The organism is Carnobacterium alterfunditum DSM 5972 (assembly GCF_000744115.1).
GTDB lineage: Bacteria > Bacillota > Bacilli > Lactobacillales > Carnobacteriaceae > Carnobacterium_B > Carnobacterium_B alterfunditum.
On sequence record NZ_JQLG01000004.1, the window covers coordinates 2,273,739 to 2,288,584 of the forward strand.

A 14,846-nucleotide genomic window follows, 5' to 3' on the forward strand; every position below is an offset into this window, starting at 1 on the left:
TTGTTCTTTTGAATCAATTAGATTAGAATGAAAGAAAATACAATTAACGTTAGGAGAAAAAAAGATGGTTTTATTGGGTTCACACGTTTCAATGGGTGGGAAAAAAATGTTGCTTGGTTCAGCAGAAGAAGCTGCAAGCTACAAGGCTGAAACGTTTATGATTTATACTGGTGCTCCTCAAAATACAAGACGTAAATTAGTTGAAGATATGAATATTCCTCAAGGTACAGCATTCATGTTGGAAAATAATTTATCAAATATGGTTGTGCATGCTCCTTATATCATCAATTTAGGCAATACGGTCAAACCCGAAAATTTTGCTTTTGCAATTGAATTTTTAAGAGCTGAAATTCTAAGAGCTGAAGCACTGGGGGCAAGACAAATCACGATGCATCCTGGGGCGCATGTCGGTGCTGGACCAGAAGCTGGTATCGCTCAAATTGTAAAAGGGCTAAATGAAGTGTTGCATAAAGATCAATTAGCACATATTGCCCTAGAAACGATGGCGGGTAAGGGAACTGAAATAGGACGTAATTTTGAAGAAATCGCTAAAATCATTGAGGGTGTAACTTTAAATGATAAATTATCTGTAACGATGGATACTTGTCATTTAAACGATGCTGGATATAATGTAAAGGAAGATTTTGACGGTATTCTAAATGAGTTTGATAAAATTATAGGATTAGATCGGCTTAAAGTCATCCATGTGAACGATTCAAAAAATCCTCAAGGCAGTCATAAAGACCGTCATGCGAATATTGGTTTTGGAACGATCGGGTTTGATGCTCTAAATAAAGTAGTTCACCATCCTCAATTAACAGAATTACCTAAGATATTAGAAACGCCGTACGTAGGCGAAGAAAAGAAAGACAAAAAAGCACCTTATGGCTATGAAATCAAGATGTTAAAAGAACAAACCTTTAATCCAAATCTACTCGAAGATATCTTAAATCAAGTAGGTTACTAATCAAAAAATACTTCTTTAGGAGAAAAAGAAAAGCTTTTTCTTTTTCTCCTTTTACTCTTCTTTATCATTTCCTATCAAGTGGGTTTTATGTCATAATTATAGTATCAGAATAAACTAAGAAAGAAGGATAAAATATGAAAAATATGAAAAGCGGTACAAAAATACTAATAGGAATTATCGTAGCTGTAGTAATTATTGCGATCCCGTTGATTAGTTCATATAATAAATTGATCCAAGAAGAAAGTAACGTGAATCTTGCTTGGTCACAAGTTCAATCGCAATTGCAACGTAGGAATGATCTGATCCCGAACTTAGTCAATTCAGTTCAAGGAGCAATGGATCAAGAACAAGAAGTGTTTACTGCGATTGCAGATGCGCGGGCTGCACTCAGCGGGGCAGGTTCGATGGAAGAAGAAGTAGAAGCTAATAATGAAATGAACTCGGCCTTATCTCGTTTGTTAGTAGTTGTTGAAAATTACCCAGAATTAAAATCTAACGAGAACGTGACTGGATTGATGGATGAATTAGCCGGCACAGAGAACCGTATCGCAGTTGAGAGACAACGGTACAATGAGACCGTACAAGGTTACAACAACCGTGTGAAACGTTTCCCAGGTTCTATCATTGCCGGGATGACCGGATTTTCAGAAAAACCTTACTTTGAAGCAGTTGAAGGTGCTGAAATAGCTCCTGAAGTAGATTTTAATAACAATGAGGAATAGTAGCTATTTACGTCCAATGCATAAGGAGGAAAAGCGTTGAAAAAAGTAAATCGATTTTCAGTTTTAAGTTTCTTAACTATTTCCTTTGGTTTATTGCTTTTGAGTTTTTCTCCCCTAGCTGTTGAGGCAGCAGTAACTTATCCAGAAGCTTCTAATGAGTTTTATGTTTACGATGAAGCAAATTTGCTTTCTGATGAGACAGAAAAATTTATAATTGATGTCAATAAGCATTATGAAGATACCAAAGAGCAACCACAAATAGTTGTGGCCACTGTAGATAGCTTACAAGGCATTACTATTGAAGAGTACACTGTAGAGCTGTTTGAAAAATGGAAAATTGGAAGTGCTGATTTGGATAATGGAGTCTTGATTCTTTTATCTGCTGAAGAGCGTGAAATTCGTTTTGAGATTGGCTATGGACTAGAAGGAGCTTTGACGGATAGCGGAACTGGAGCTATATTAGACCGAAATCTAGATGCATTATCAAATGATGATTACGATACGGCGTTGAAAAGTATCTTCACTGAAACAGCCGTAAAAGTTAATGAAGAGTATCAGTACGATAATGATACGATTTTTTCAGGTTACGACGTAGATCCTGCTGATTATGAAGATGATGGAGGGTTTCCAGCTATCCTAATCGTGGTTTTAGTCTTTTTTATTGCTAGCAGCTTCTTTGGAGGCGGCGGATCTGGTGGTGGAAGAGGAAGACGAAGCAGCATATGGCCTTTCTTACTTGGTATGTCTGGTGGAAGTCGTTACCGCGGAGGCGGTGGTGGCGGTTTTGGCGGCGGTGGCTTCGGAGGCGGAGGCGGCTTTGGCGGAGGCGGCGGATCTGGTGGCGGCGGATCAAGTCGCGGATTCTAAAGGACCGAGTTCTTAGAAACACTAGAATAAGTAGATAAATAAAATTAAAAAGAGATTAAGTCAAAGAAAAAGTCTTTGATTTAATCTCTTTGTTTTGAATGATTTAGTTTAGTCTATAAAAATTATTGTTGTTCATACTGTTTGTGTTCTATTTGTAAGGTATTGACAATGATTGCAGCTGTCTCTTCAATAGATTTATTTGAAACATTGATCACTAAGCAATTTAATTTATCATATAATTTTTTTGCATAAGCTAATTCTCTGTCAATGCGGTCCAACTTAGAATATTCAGTATCAGGATTCATTCCATAGGTCAACATTCGTTCTCGACGAATAGAGTTTAGTGCTTTTCTATCGCTTGTTAAGCCCACTATTTTTTTAGAATCTACTTGAAAGATTTGTTCAGGAATATGTGCTTCTGGTACAAGAGGCAAATTGGCCACCTTGTAATTTTGATTAGCTAGAAACATACTTAATGGCGTTTTTGATGTCCGAGAAATACCGAGCAATACGATATCTGCTTCTAAGAAACCTTTTGGATCACGACCATCATCAAATTTCACTGCAAATTCAATCGCTTTTATGCGATTGAAATAAGTTTCATCCAAAAGATGTAATGCTCCAGGTTTTTGTATAGGAGCTAGTTCAGAACGTTTTTCTAGTTCACTGATTATTGGAGATAATGGGTCAAAACAAACCAACCCATGTTCTTTACAAAATAGATGAGCGGTCTTATTTAGTTCCTCATTCACTAGTGTATGAAGAACGATAGCATCATCAGATACTGCTTTTTCTAGGATAGATATGAGCGTATCTGTACCGCGAATAAATGGGTAAGCTGAAACTTTGATATCTGCATCCGGAAATTGGGTCATAGCAGCTTGTCCAAGTTGACTAGCTGTCCCACCTACGGAATCAGAGATAACGTAAAAATTAATAGTTGATTGTGAAGACATATTTTTCCTCCTTTTTGAATCTGCTTACTTCATTAATAGTATACAGGAACCATGAACCAAACAACAATAAATCACTTAAAAAAGGTGAGATCAAGAACTTGATTAAGCTATAGCAGATGCGTTATACTAAGTGATGGTAATTGGATCATGTAAAGGAGGCGATCATCTACATGACAACAGTTGAACAAGCGATTGAAACATTGAAAGAACATGGCTATAAATACACAGATAAACGTGAAAATATGTTATCCGTATTTATTACTGAAAATCGATATTTAACAGCTAAAGAGGTACAATTACATTTAAAAGAAAAATATCCTTCTATTAGCTATGATACGATTTATCGAAATATCTACACTTTTGTAAAATTAAACGTTCTTGAAGAAACAGAATTGAACGGAGAAAAAATGTTTCGGTTTAGATGTAAACATGCCGGACATCATCATCATTTTATTTGTACAAGCTGTGGGAAAACGAAAAAAATTGAAATGTGTCCAATGAATTTTTTTAACGATCAACTAATAGGGTGTACAATTGAGTCACATCGGTTTGAAATTTTTGGAAAATGTGAAAATTGTTCTTAAATAAGTAAAAAAAGAGCAATAAACTGCTAATTTTTATTGAAATATGGAAAAGTTGTGTTGACGTGAAAAAATACATTCTATATAATAAGGAAGGACTGTGTTTATGAATTCATTAATTTATTAGTGTATTCTAAATAACGGTTACTTTTTCAAGCACGGAGGGAGGGAATCTAATATGTCAAAAACAGTTCTTAAGAAAAATGAATCTCTTGATGATGCTCTTCGTCGCTTTAAACGTTCCGTTTCAAAAACAGGTACTTTACAAGAAGCTCGTAAACGCGAATTCTATGAAAAACCAAGTGTGAAACGTAAGAAAAAATCTGAAGCTGCTAGAAAACGTAAATTCTAGTAAAAAGCTTTTAGAATTGAGGGTGGGAAAGTCTTGTCACTTTTAGAAACCATTAATGACGACATTAAAACTGCGATGAAAGCCAGAGATAAAGAATCTTTAGCTGTCATGCGCATGTTAAAAGCTGCATTGCAAAATGATCAAATCAGCAAAGGTAATGAATTAAGTGAGGATGAAGAGTTAACAGTTCTTTCTCGCGAAATGAAACAACGACGTGAATCTCTTGAAGAGTTTAAAGATGCTGGTCGAGAAGACTTAGTTGAACAAACAGAAGCAGCTATTCATATCGTTGGAAACTATTTACCTCAACAACTTTCTGAAAACGAGCTTAAAGTGATCATTCAAGAAGCTATTACTAAGGTAGATGCTAAATCTATGAAAGATTTTGGAAATGTTATGGGAGTTGTTATGCCTTTAACAAAAGGTAAAGCGAACGGTAACGAAGTCAATCGATTAGTAAAAGAACTTTTGAATGCATAAAGGATAAGCAATTGTCTTTTGAAAAAGGTAAAGTTAAGGAATCTCTTAACTTTACCTTTTTTTGTTGCTTCGTTTTTAAGTACTGGTCTTCTATCTAAGAAGGAAAGCTTCATTTTAAACGAAAAATGTGCTATTCTTTAAACTATAGAAAGAAAAAGGAGCGTGTTGTTTGTTTGACTAACTTAGTGAACGAAACCCGTTTAGTAAATTTGAAAAACGAAAATGCTACAGCTATTCTATTTGGTGCTCAAGATAAACATTTAGCGTTATTAGAAGACTCAATGGAAGTTGTCATTAACAGCCGTGGAAGCCATATAGAAATTGTTGGCACAAAAGAGAACACAGCAAAAGTTGAACAAATCCTTGAGCAACTAGAAGAATTAATAAAGCGCTCAATTCTTATAGGACCATCCGATGTTGTTACCGCCATCAAAATGGCAAAAAATAATACATTGCATTTTTTTATTGGTATGTATGAAGAAGAAATTGGTAAAGACCATAGCGGCAAACCGATAAGAGCAAAAACGTTTGGTCAGCGTCAATATATCCAATCGATCAAAGAGAACGATATTACTTTTGGAATAGGTCCTGCTGGAACAGGAAAGACTTACTTGGCGGTAGTGATGGCTGTCGCTGCTATGAAAAAAGGTGAAGTAAAAAGAATTATCCTTACTCGTCCTGCAGTAGAAGCAGGTGAACATCTCGGATTTTTACCTGGAGATCTGAAGGAGAAAGTAGATCCTTACTTACGTCCAATTTATGATGCATTGTATGCTGTCTATGGTTTAGAACACACAACTCGTCTAATGGACAGAAATGTGATTGAAATCGCTCCTTTAGCCTATATGAGAGGGCGTACATTAGAGGATGCCTTTGTTATTCTTGATGAAGCACAAAATACAACAAAAGCTCAAATGAAGATGTTTCTTACACGACTTGGTTTTGGTTCAAAGATGATCGTAAATGGGGATATTACTCAAATTGATTTGCCTAGAGGAGCAATGAGCGGACTCGTTCATGCTGAAAAAGTTTTAAACCAAGTCAAAGGAATCAATTTTGTCCAATTTGACTCGAATGATGTTGTACGTCATCCAGTAGTAGCGCATATTATCAATGCTTATAGCGAAGAAAAAACATCAAACGAAATAAAAGAAGACGACATTAAAAAATCGAGTATAGAAAAAAAGACTAGGAAGTGAATGAATGCGAAGAAATTTAATACGCCTTCAGAAAAAAATGGGAAAATTATATATTCCTTCTATTCTCTTGCTTACATCTATCATTTTATTTTTAATCATGTATAGTGCTGTTAAACCAAAGGCTTTAGATATTGAACTATTTCAAGTAGCAGAAGAAACGATACGTGCAAATGCAACCGTTGAAGACAAAGAAAAAACAAAAGATAACAAAGAAACAGTTGCTGCAACCGTTTCTCCTGTTTACACGTATAACGCTGATCTAAAAGACATTCAAATATCAAAAATAGAAATTTTATTTGTTACTGTAGATGAAGTTATTCAAGAAGCAAATGAACGATATGAAGCAGATTTAAAAGAAGCTAGAAAAAAAGCTTCAGAAGATAATGCTTCGATATCTTCTCGACAATCGTCAGAAGTAGATAAATTAACGGATGATGAACTATTAAAATTGTTCAAAGAAAAGTTGAATAATCTAGATGATTCTACAAAAGTCTTTATTGAGATGTTCCCTGATTGGGCTATCTTGGATCTATTAGCAGCAGATGCAACCAGTTTAACTAGTATGGAAAAATCAATCATAGCAGTGGTTTCTGAATTTATGTCGCAGCCTATAAAAAGTGAAGAGATAAAAGATGTCAAACTGAAAGCAAATAATAATTTGGACTATTCTGATTTAGACTCAAGTATGCAGCGCGTGGCAGGTTTGATTGTTGAAAATGCAATCGTTGAAAATAATATCTACAACGCAATTGCTACTGAACAAAAAAAAGAAGAAGAAATGGCGAACGTTCAACCATCATTGATTTTACAGGGACAAGTAATTATTCAAGAAGGGCATGTAGTTGATAGTAATAATATGCATCAACTTAAATTGTTGGGTTTGTTAGACAATAATTCTTCTAAACAAGCTATGTATGGCTTGATTGTTTTAATTTTTACTCAAGCTCTTTTATTGTTTTACTTAGGGAAATCTAGAAAAGAAGATAGAATAGAGCATGGACGCCAAATAACCTTTTACTCAATTATTATGGTAGTCTCAATATTATTGATGAAAGGTTTGCAATTGATTCAAAATGCAGATGTAGAATACATAGGTTTTTTATATCCTGCTGCATTAATATCTACCTTGTTGACAGCATTTGGTGCAAGACGTTTTGGGATATTAGCTAACGGATTTACGGCTGCATTTTCTATCTTTATTTTTAGCCCTGATTCAGGAACAAGTTTTAGCATTGTATTAGTTCTGTTTTATCTTTTAAGCGGTATGATGGGTACAATGATCACGCGTACCAAAATCACAAATCAGTTTTGGTCAAGCTTTATTTGGGTAACGGTCTTTAATGCTTTGTTTATCAGTTCATTTATTTTATACTTAAACATACAGCTGTGGTCTCAGCAAGTCTTTTTAATGGTTATATACGCTTTATCCAGCGGCATCATTTCCTATTTTATGGCTATACTGCTATCACCATATATTGAAGTGCTTTTCAATGAAAATGCTGTTTTAACGTTAACTGAATTATCCAATCCCAATAATCCTTTATTAAAAGAACTGCTGACAAAGGCCCCAGGTACCTATCATCATAGTTTGATGGTGGCAAACTTAAGTGCAAATGCAGTTGGAGCAATTGGTGGAGATTCATTATATGCTCGAGTAGCTTGTTATTATCATGATGTTGGTAAATTACGTCATTCATTCTTTTTCATAGAAAATTTACCTCCTGGAATGGAAAATCCACATAACCTGCTGACTCCTTTTGAAAGTAAAGAAATTATTTTTGGTCATGTTTCTGAAGGTGTAAAAATGCTAGAAAAAGCTAAGCTGCCTCAATCGATCATTGATATTTGTGCTCAGCATCATGGAACGACGCTTATGAAATATTTTTATGTCGTAGCTAAAGAAAAAGACGATACTGTACTTGAGGATGATTTTAGATATCCAGGTCCAAAACCACAAACAAAAGAAGCAGCAGTTATCAATATCGCAGACAGTGCTGAAGCAGCTGTAAGGGCAATGTCTCATCCTACTAGAGAGACCATTGAAAATTTTGTTCATAATTTAATTAATGGAAGAATTACGGATGGTCAGTTTGATGAGTGTTCCATCTCATTACAAGAATTGAAATTAGTTGAAAAGTCCATTTGTGAAGGATTAAATGGTACATTCCATTCCAGGATCGAATATCCGACTTTAAAGAAGAATAATCAACTGGGCATAAAAGAGTAAAAAAAGGAGTGGGGATAGTACTTATGGAATTAGATTTATATGATGAAACAAACCAAATCACAACTGAACAGAAAGAATTGGTGAATTCTCTATTGGAGTTTGCTGGGAAGCATTTAGAGTTGCCGGATGATACAGAAATGTCAGTAACTTTTGTTGATGATGATGCTATTCAAAAAATTAATAAGACTTATCGTGGAAAAGACCAGTCTACAGATGTTATTAGTTTTGCAATTGAAGATGAAGTAGAAGATGAATTAACGATCAACTTTGATAACCTAGAAGAACCTATGCCAAGGAATATTGGCGACATTATCATTTCAGTTGATAAAACCGCGAGCCAAGCCAATGAATATGGACATTCTTTTGACCGAGAATTAGGATTTCTTGCCTTACATGGTTTCTTACATCTAAATGGATATGATCATATGGATCCTGAAGATGAAAAAGAAATGTTTGGGTTGCAGAAAGAGATATTAGAAGCCTATGGACTTAAAAGATAAAGGGGAAGTTGGAAAGAATTCTGCGTTTTTAGACTCGTTTAAATATGCATTTAAAGGAATTTTAACGGCATTTCAAGAAGAAAGGAATATGCGTTCACATATTTTGATTGGTTCGGTCGTTTTGATATTGTGTGTATTCCTAAATTTAGCCATTAATGAATGGTTATGGGTCATTTTCAGTATCTTTTTGGTCATTATAATGGAAGTTTGGAATACTGTGATTGAAAATGTAGTCGACTTAGCTACTGGAGGTCAATGCCATCCTTTGGCAAAAAAAGCAAAAGATATGGCAGCGGCTGCTGTTTTAGTTACAGCAGGATTTGCCATTATTGTAGCAGCACTTATTATTTTACCTAAATTATGGCAAATACTATATTAAAGGAGATCAACATTTATGCATACTACAGATCAAAAAATTGAAGAACTAATCAATAAAGCAACAGATATGTTAGAAAAGGCTTATGTTCCTTATTCTCATTTTCCAGTTGGAGCTGCTCTTTTAACGAAAGAAGGGGAAATTTTTTCAGGCTGCAATATTGAGAATGCCTCTTTTGGTCTAACCAATTGTGCAGAACGCACCGCAATTTTCAAAGCTATTTCTGAAGGAAAAACAAAGTTTGATTACTTGGTAGTAACAGGCGATACAGACGGACCAATTTCACCTTGTGGTGCATGTAGACAAGTAATGGCAGAATTTTGTGAACCAGATATGCCTGTTTTATTAACAAACAATAAAGGAAATAAACAAATAACGACGGTTGGCGAATTGCTGCCCGGAGCTTTTAAATCGGAGGATATGGTTTAATGAAAAATAATAATGAGCACAAATCAGGTTTTGTTTCTATCGTAGGACGTCCAAATGTCGGGAAATCAACGTTGTTGAATAAAATCGTTGGGCAAAAAATAGCAATCATGAGTGACAAAGCACAAACAACAAGAAATAAAATTCAGGGTATTTATACTACTCCAGAATCACAAATTGTATTCATCGATACTCCTGGTATCCACAAACCTAAACATCGCTTAGGAGATTTCATGGTCAGTTCAGCGTTTAGCGCGTTTAGAGAAGTAGATGTTATTTTATTCATGGTAAACGTTGCTGAAAAACGTGGACCTGGTGATAATTTTATTATGGAAAGATTGAAAACAGCTAAAAGTCCAGTGTTTTTAGTGCTTAATAAAATTGATAAAATTCATCCTGATCAACTATTGCCGATCATTGAGGATTATCGTTCCTTAGTAGACTTTGCGCAAGTTATTCCGATCTCAGCTTCAGACGGAAATAACGTAGATACATTATTGGCTGAATTGCAAAACTATCTTCCAGAGGGACCTCAATTTTATCCAGATGACCAAGTAACGGATCATCCTGAATACTTTATCGTTTCTGAATTGATTCGCGAAAAAGTTCTTGAATTAACGAGAGAAGAAGTGCCTCATTCGGTCGCTGTAGTAGTGGAAAGTATGCAACGAAATGAATTGGGTAAAGTTCAAGTGCACGCAGCAATCATTGTTGAACGGTCAAGTCAAAAGGGTATTATAATCGGTAAAGGCGGAAAAATGCTGAAAGATATCGGCATCCGAGCTAGAAGAGATATCGAAGTGTTATTGGGAGACAAAATTTATCTTGATCTATGGGTAAAAGTTCAAAAAGATTGGCGTGACCGTCAATCAAGTCTGCAAGACTATGGTTACCGTAAAGATGATTACTAAAAAGTACTGACCAAATAAAAAAACAAACCATATAATTATGGTTTGTTTTTTTAATCGAAGATCATATCGTAGGGGGTTTCTAAATGGCTCAAATAGAAGAAGTAGAAGGCATTGTGTTATCTGTACGAAATCATCGTGAAAATGATCAATTGGTCAAATTATTTACAAATCGATTTGGGAAAAAAATGTTTTTTGTCAAAGGAACGCGAAAGCAAAAAAATAAACTTAGAACAGCTGTATTGCCCTTTACGAAGGCAACATATATAGCTGATATGCGAGACACTGGACTGTGTTTTATAAGAGATGCAAAAGAAGTTGAACAGTATAAAAGTATGCAAACGGATATCTTTTTAAATGCCTATGCGACGTATATTTTAAATTTAGCAGATGCAGCTTTAGAGGATGGCGTTGTAGATGGAACGTTGTTTCATAAAATAGACCAGTGCTTAACCGAAATTGATGAAGGAACGGATCCAGAAATAGTAGTCAATATATTTGAGATCCAAATTCTTCCATATTTTGGTGTTTCGCCTGAATTAAGAGGTTGCCGTGTATGTGGGAATACTGAAGGGCCGTTTGATTATTCTGGCAGCTATGGAGGATTACTGTGCCAAGAGCATTGGCATCTGGATCGCTACCGTTACCATTCCAGTCAAAAGGCAATTCATTTTGTGCGGTTATTTTCAGCTATTTCTTTAGATCGTCTAGGCTCTATTACTGTTAAAGAAGAAACAAAACGGGAGATCAGGACGTTGATCGATCTTATCTATGATGAATCAGTCGGAATCAAGTTGAAAAGTAAAAAATTTATTGATCAGATGTATACGTGGGGCAATCTCTTGATCGATAAGAGAGTCCCGCCTAAAGAAACACCAGATGAGAATGAAATTAATGATTGACAAAAGTTCTTGTAACAAGCTATGATAGAAACAATTGAATAACCAGCGATGAAAGAAAAAAGTAAAAATTTTATTTCTATACGAGCGAATTTGGGATAGTGTAAGCCAAATATAGACAAAGTTTTGAAAGGCCTTCTGGAGCTGTTCGATAAAAGAGATGCTAGTTTTTAATAAACTAGAATTAGGGTGGAACCGCGATTGTATTATCGTCCCTATGCTGATAATTGTCAGCATAGGGACTTTTTTTGTGTTATTTTTTAGTTGACCGTATAATTTGAAAAAAAGGAGAATGTCATAATGAAAGAAAATAGTTTAACATTTCAAGAAATCATTTTAACGTTACAAAAATATTGGTCAGATCAAGGCTGCTTGCTGCTCCAAGCTTACGATACAGAAAAAGGGGCAGGAACGATGAGTCCCTATACATTCTTACGTGCGATTGGACCTGAACCCTGGAATGCGGCATATGTAGAGCCTTCAAGACGTCCAGCAGATGGCCGTTATGGTGAAAATCCAAACCGCTTGTTTCAACATCATCAATTTCAAGTAGTCATGAAACCTTCACCTGATGATATCCAAGAACTTTATTTAGAAAGTCTTCGCTTATTAGGGATCGATCCATTAGAACATGATATTCGTTTTGTTGAAGACAACTGGGAAAATCCATCAATGGGTTGTGCTGGTCTAGGTTGGGAAGTTTGGTTAGATGGGATGGAAATCACTCAATTTACCTACTTCCAACAAGTTGGAGGATTAGAATGTAATCCTGTAACAAGCGAACTTACTTACGGACTAGAACGTTTAGCTTCATACATTCAAGATGTAGATAGTGTTTATGACATTGAGTGGACGAAAGGCGTAAAATACGGTGAAATATTTATTCAACCTGAATATGAGCATTCAAAATACGCTTTTGAAAACAGCAATCAAGAATTGCTTTTGATGTTATTCAATGAATATGAAAAGGAAGCTTTAGCTCAAATTAAAGCAGGGTTAGTTCATCCAGCCTACGATTATGTTTTAAAGTGCAGCCACACGTTCAATTTATTAGATGCAAGAGGAGCAGTATCCGTCACAGAACGCGCTGGGTACTTAGCTCGCATTCGAAATATGGCACGTTCGATCGCAAAAGCTTTTGTAACCGAACGTGAGAAATTAGGTTTCCCTCTGCTTCAAAACCAATCTGTCGAAACTAAGGAGGCAAACTAAGATGACTAAAAATCTTTTATTAGAAATCGGTTTAGAAGAAATTCCAGCTCATATCGTTACCCCAAGTAGTGAACAATTAGTACAAAAAATAGCAGCCTTTTTAAAAGAAAATCGGTTGGATCATGGAGCAGTGATCCCCTTCTCGACTCCACGAAGACTAGCTGTTATTGTCAAAGATATCGTAGAAAAACAAGAAGATATCCAAGAATCTGTAAAAGGTCCTGCTCGAAAAATAGCTCAAGATGCTGAAGGCAATTGGAGTAAAGCTGCTATCGGGTTTGCTCGAGGACAAGGAGCAGCTACCGATGATATCTATTTCAAATCGATCAAAGATATCGAGTACGTTTACGTTGATAAATTTATCTCAGGAAAAACAGTCAATGAGATTTTAGTTGGTTTAGATAAAGTGATCACATCACTGACATTCCCAGTAAGCATGCATTGGGCAAACCATTCATTTAAATATATCCGTCCGTTCCATTGGCTGACAGCTATGTTAGATGAAGAGGTGATCCCCTTTGAACTGCTAGATATCCAAACAGCGAATACTTCACGCGGCCACCGTTTTTTAGGGCATGATGTAACATTTGCTGATGCTTTGGACTACGAAAAAACGTTGGAGAGTGTTTTTGTTATCGCGGATAGTGCCAAACGTAAACAAATGATCGTTACCCAAATTGAGGAGCTGACAAAGGCAAATCAATGGTCTGTTTCATTGGATGAAGAATTACTAGAAGAAGTCAACAACTTGATTGAATACCCAACTGCTTTTTATGGTTCATTTGATAAAAAATACTTAGATCTGCCAGAAGAGGTATTGATCACGTCGATGAAAGACCATCAGCGCTATTTTGGCGTGAGAGACAATAAAGGCACTATTCTACCTTACTTTATCTCCGTTCGTAATGGAAATGCCGAACACATTGATACAGTTGCTAAAGGAAATGAGAAAGTATTGACTGCCCGTTTAGATGACGGCCGCTTTTTCTATGAAGAAGATCAAAAATTAACCATAGCTGCTTGTGTCGAACGCTTAAAACTAGTGACGTTCCATGAAAAAATCGGGTCCATTTATGAAAAAATGAACCGGGTACAAGCAATTGCCCAACTAATTGGGAAACAGGTCGGTTTGACTGCTACTGAATTAAAGGATCTAAATCGTGCATCTGAAATTTATAAATTTGATTTGGTGACCAACATGGTCGGAGAATTTCCTGAATTACAAGGGGTCATGGGTGAAAAATACGCTTTAGCGCAAGGTGAGAATCCAGTTGTAGCTGCAGCTATTAGAGAACATTACATGCCGATTTCAAGTGAAGGAGAACTTCCACAATCGTCTGTTGGAGCTGTTTTAGCTATTGCAGATAAATTGGAAAGTGTTTTAAGTTTCTTTGCAGTTGGAATGATCCCAACTGGATCAAACGATCCATATGCCTTGAGACGTCAAACCTATGGTATTGTTCGTATTATTGAATCGAAAAATTGGATTTTTCCAATGATCTCATTGAAAGAAAATATTCTAACGGCCTCTGTTATCGCACAAAGCTCCTTGATCGAAGGTTACAAGTCAAGTGCTGCACAAGTAGGGGATTTTACTAAAGCTCGTATCCGTCAATTATTAATGGCAGAGAGCATACGCCATGATGTAGTTGATGCAGCCTTAAGTTCTCACCAAGAAGATTTACTAAAATTGATTGAATCTAGTCGAGTCTTGAACAGCCATGTATCAGATGCTGTATTTAAACCGACGATCGAAGCGTTGACCCGGGTCGTTAATCTAGCTAGTAAAGGTGAAGAACTGCTTGACCAAGAAAAAATAAAAGTGAATACTGACTTATTTGAAACGAAGTCTGAAAAATTATTGCATGAAGCATTTGAAGAAATCATAAAAACGATAGACGAAAGTGATAGTGCTAAAAACTATGTAGCATTTGAGCAGTTGCAACCATTGATTGAGGAATTTTTCAATGAAAATATGGTCATGACTGACAATGAGGCCATTCGCAATAACCGCTTAGCTTTATTGATGGAGATTTCTAATTTCGTTTTATCTTTTGCTAGTGTAGACAAATTAGTAGTTAAGTAACCTTTAACAAATCAGTTTACTTTATGCTCCACTAGGGATAGAATTTTCCTTAGTGGAGTTTTATTTTTTTAGCCAGATAAAGGGGCGA

General features: G+C 35.8%; 16 protein-coding genes and 1 other annotated feature. Of the genes, 15 read left to right on the forward strand and 1 reads right to left on the reverse strand.

What is annotated here, in order from left to right; genetic code table 11:
- Window positions 1–64: 64 nt before the first annotated feature.
- The 3 genes from BR50_RS11135 (at window position 65) to BR50_RS11145 (ending at window position 2,556) form a co-directional block, all read left to right on the forward strand.
- Complete coding sequence (locus tag BR50_RS11135; protein WP_034548654.1) at window positions 65–967, forward strand: deoxyribonuclease IV; 903 nt, start codon at window positions 65–67, stop codon at window positions 965–967.
- Window positions 968–1,101: 134 nt separating this feature from the next.
- Window positions 1,102–1,689, forward strand: coding sequence for a LemA family protein (locus BR50_RS11140; protein WP_178377448.1), 588 nt, complete (start codon window positions 1,102–1,104; stop codon window positions 1,687–1,689).
- A gap of 36 nt (window positions 1,690–1,725) precedes the next feature.
- Complete coding sequence (locus BR50_RS11145; protein ID WP_034548655.1) at window positions 1,726–2,556, forward strand: TPM domain-containing protein; 831 nt, start codon at window positions 1,726–1,728, stop codon at window positions 2,554–2,556.
- A gap of 122 nt (window positions 2,557–2,678) precedes the next feature.
- Here the strand turns inward: BR50_RS11145 and BR50_RS11150 are convergent, their stop codons facing one another.
- Window positions 2,679–3,512 (reverse strand): pyruvate, water dikinase regulatory protein, encoded by an 834-nt coding sequence (locus BR50_RS11150; RefSeq protein ID WP_034548656.1) that lies wholly within the window; start codon window positions 3,510–3,512, stop codon window positions 2,679–2,681.
- A 161-nt stretch (window positions 3,513–3,673) separates the two neighbouring features.
- Here BR50_RS11150 and BR50_RS11155 point away from each other — a divergent pair, with 161 nt between their 5' ends.
- The 12 genes from BR50_RS11155 to glyS all read left to right on the forward strand — a co-directional run bounded on the left by BR50_RS11155 (window position 3,674) and on the right by glyS (window position 14,758).
- Window positions 3,674–4,096 carry a Fur family transcriptional regulator gene (locus BR50_RS11155; protein WP_281247050.1) on the forward strand — a complete coding sequence of 141 codons (423 nt, stop codon included), beginning with the start codon at window positions 3,674–3,676 and terminating at the stop codon, window positions 4,094–4,096.
- 175 nt (window positions 4,097–4,271) lie between these two features.
- On the forward strand, window positions 4,272–4,445 hold the full coding sequence (rpsU, locus tag BR50_RS11160) for a 30S ribosomal protein S21 (RefSeq protein WP_013710786.1): 174 nt from the start codon (window positions 4,272–4,274) through the stop codon (window positions 4,443–4,445).
- Window positions 4,446–4,478: 33 nt separating this feature from the next.
- Window positions 4,479–4,925: a GatB/YqeY domain-containing protein gene (locus BR50_RS11165; protein WP_034548660.1), complete on the forward strand. Its 447-nt coding sequence runs from the start codon at window positions 4,479–4,481 to the stop codon at window positions 4,923–4,925.
- A gap of 173 nt (window positions 4,926–5,098) precedes the next feature.
- Complete coding sequence (locus BR50_RS11170; RefSeq protein WP_051905793.1) at window positions 5,099–6,124, forward strand: PhoH family protein; 1,026 nt, start codon at window positions 5,099–5,101, stop codon at window positions 6,122–6,124.
- 4 nt (window positions 6,125–6,128) lie between these two features.
- Window positions 6,129–8,351: an HD family phosphohydrolase gene (locus BR50_RS11175; protein ID WP_034548661.1), complete on the forward strand. Its 2,223-nt coding sequence runs from the start codon at window positions 6,129–6,131 to the stop codon at window positions 8,349–8,351.
- Window positions 8,352–8,374: 23 nt separating this feature from the next.
- Entirely contained in the window at window positions 8,375–8,851 is a 477-nt protein-coding gene (gene ybeY, locus BR50_RS11180; RefSeq protein WP_034548663.1) for an rRNA maturation RNase YbeY, read from the forward strand.
- Window positions 8,835–9,230 (forward strand): diacylglycerol kinase family protein, encoded by a 396-nt coding sequence (locus tag BR50_RS11185; protein ID WP_034548664.1) that lies wholly within the window; start codon window positions 8,835–8,837, stop codon window positions 9,228–9,230. The genes ybeY and BR50_RS11185 overlap by 17 nt, the downstream gene beginning before the upstream one ends.
- Before the next feature lie 15 nt (window positions 9,231–9,245).
- Window positions 9,246–9,656 (forward strand): cytidine deaminase, encoded by a 411-nt coding sequence (locus tag BR50_RS11190; RefSeq protein WP_034548665.1) that lies wholly within the window; start codon window positions 9,246–9,248, stop codon window positions 9,654–9,656.
- On the forward strand, window positions 9,656–10,564 hold the full coding sequence (era, locus tag BR50_RS11195; RefSeq protein WP_034548666.1) for a GTPase Era: 909 nt from the start codon (window positions 9,656–9,658) through the stop codon (window positions 10,562–10,564). Before BR50_RS11190 ends, era begins: the two co-directional genes overlap by 1 nt.
- 83 nt (window positions 10,565–10,647) lie before the next feature.
- Complete coding sequence (gene recO / locus BR50_RS11200) at window positions 10,648–11,463, forward strand: DNA repair protein RecO (RefSeq protein WP_034548667.1); 816 nt, start codon at window positions 10,648–10,650, stop codon at window positions 11,461–11,463.
- A gap of 39 nt (window positions 11,464–11,502) precedes the next feature.
- Window positions 11,503–11,680 (forward strand) — a binding site (T-box leader).
- Between the two features lie 80 nt (window positions 11,681–11,760).
- On the forward strand, window positions 11,761–12,672 hold the full coding sequence (glyQ, locus tag BR50_RS11205; RefSeq protein WP_034548669.1) for a glycine--tRNA ligase subunit alpha: 912 nt from the start codon (window positions 11,761–11,763) through the stop codon (window positions 12,670–12,672).
- A 1-nt stretch (window position 12,673) separates the two neighbouring features.
- Complete coding sequence (glyS, locus tag BR50_RS11210) at window positions 12,674–14,758, forward strand: glycine--tRNA ligase subunit beta (RefSeq protein WP_034548670.1); 2,085 nt, start codon at window positions 12,674–12,676, stop codon at window positions 14,756–14,758.
- Window positions 14,759–14,846 lie beyond the last annotated feature (88 nt).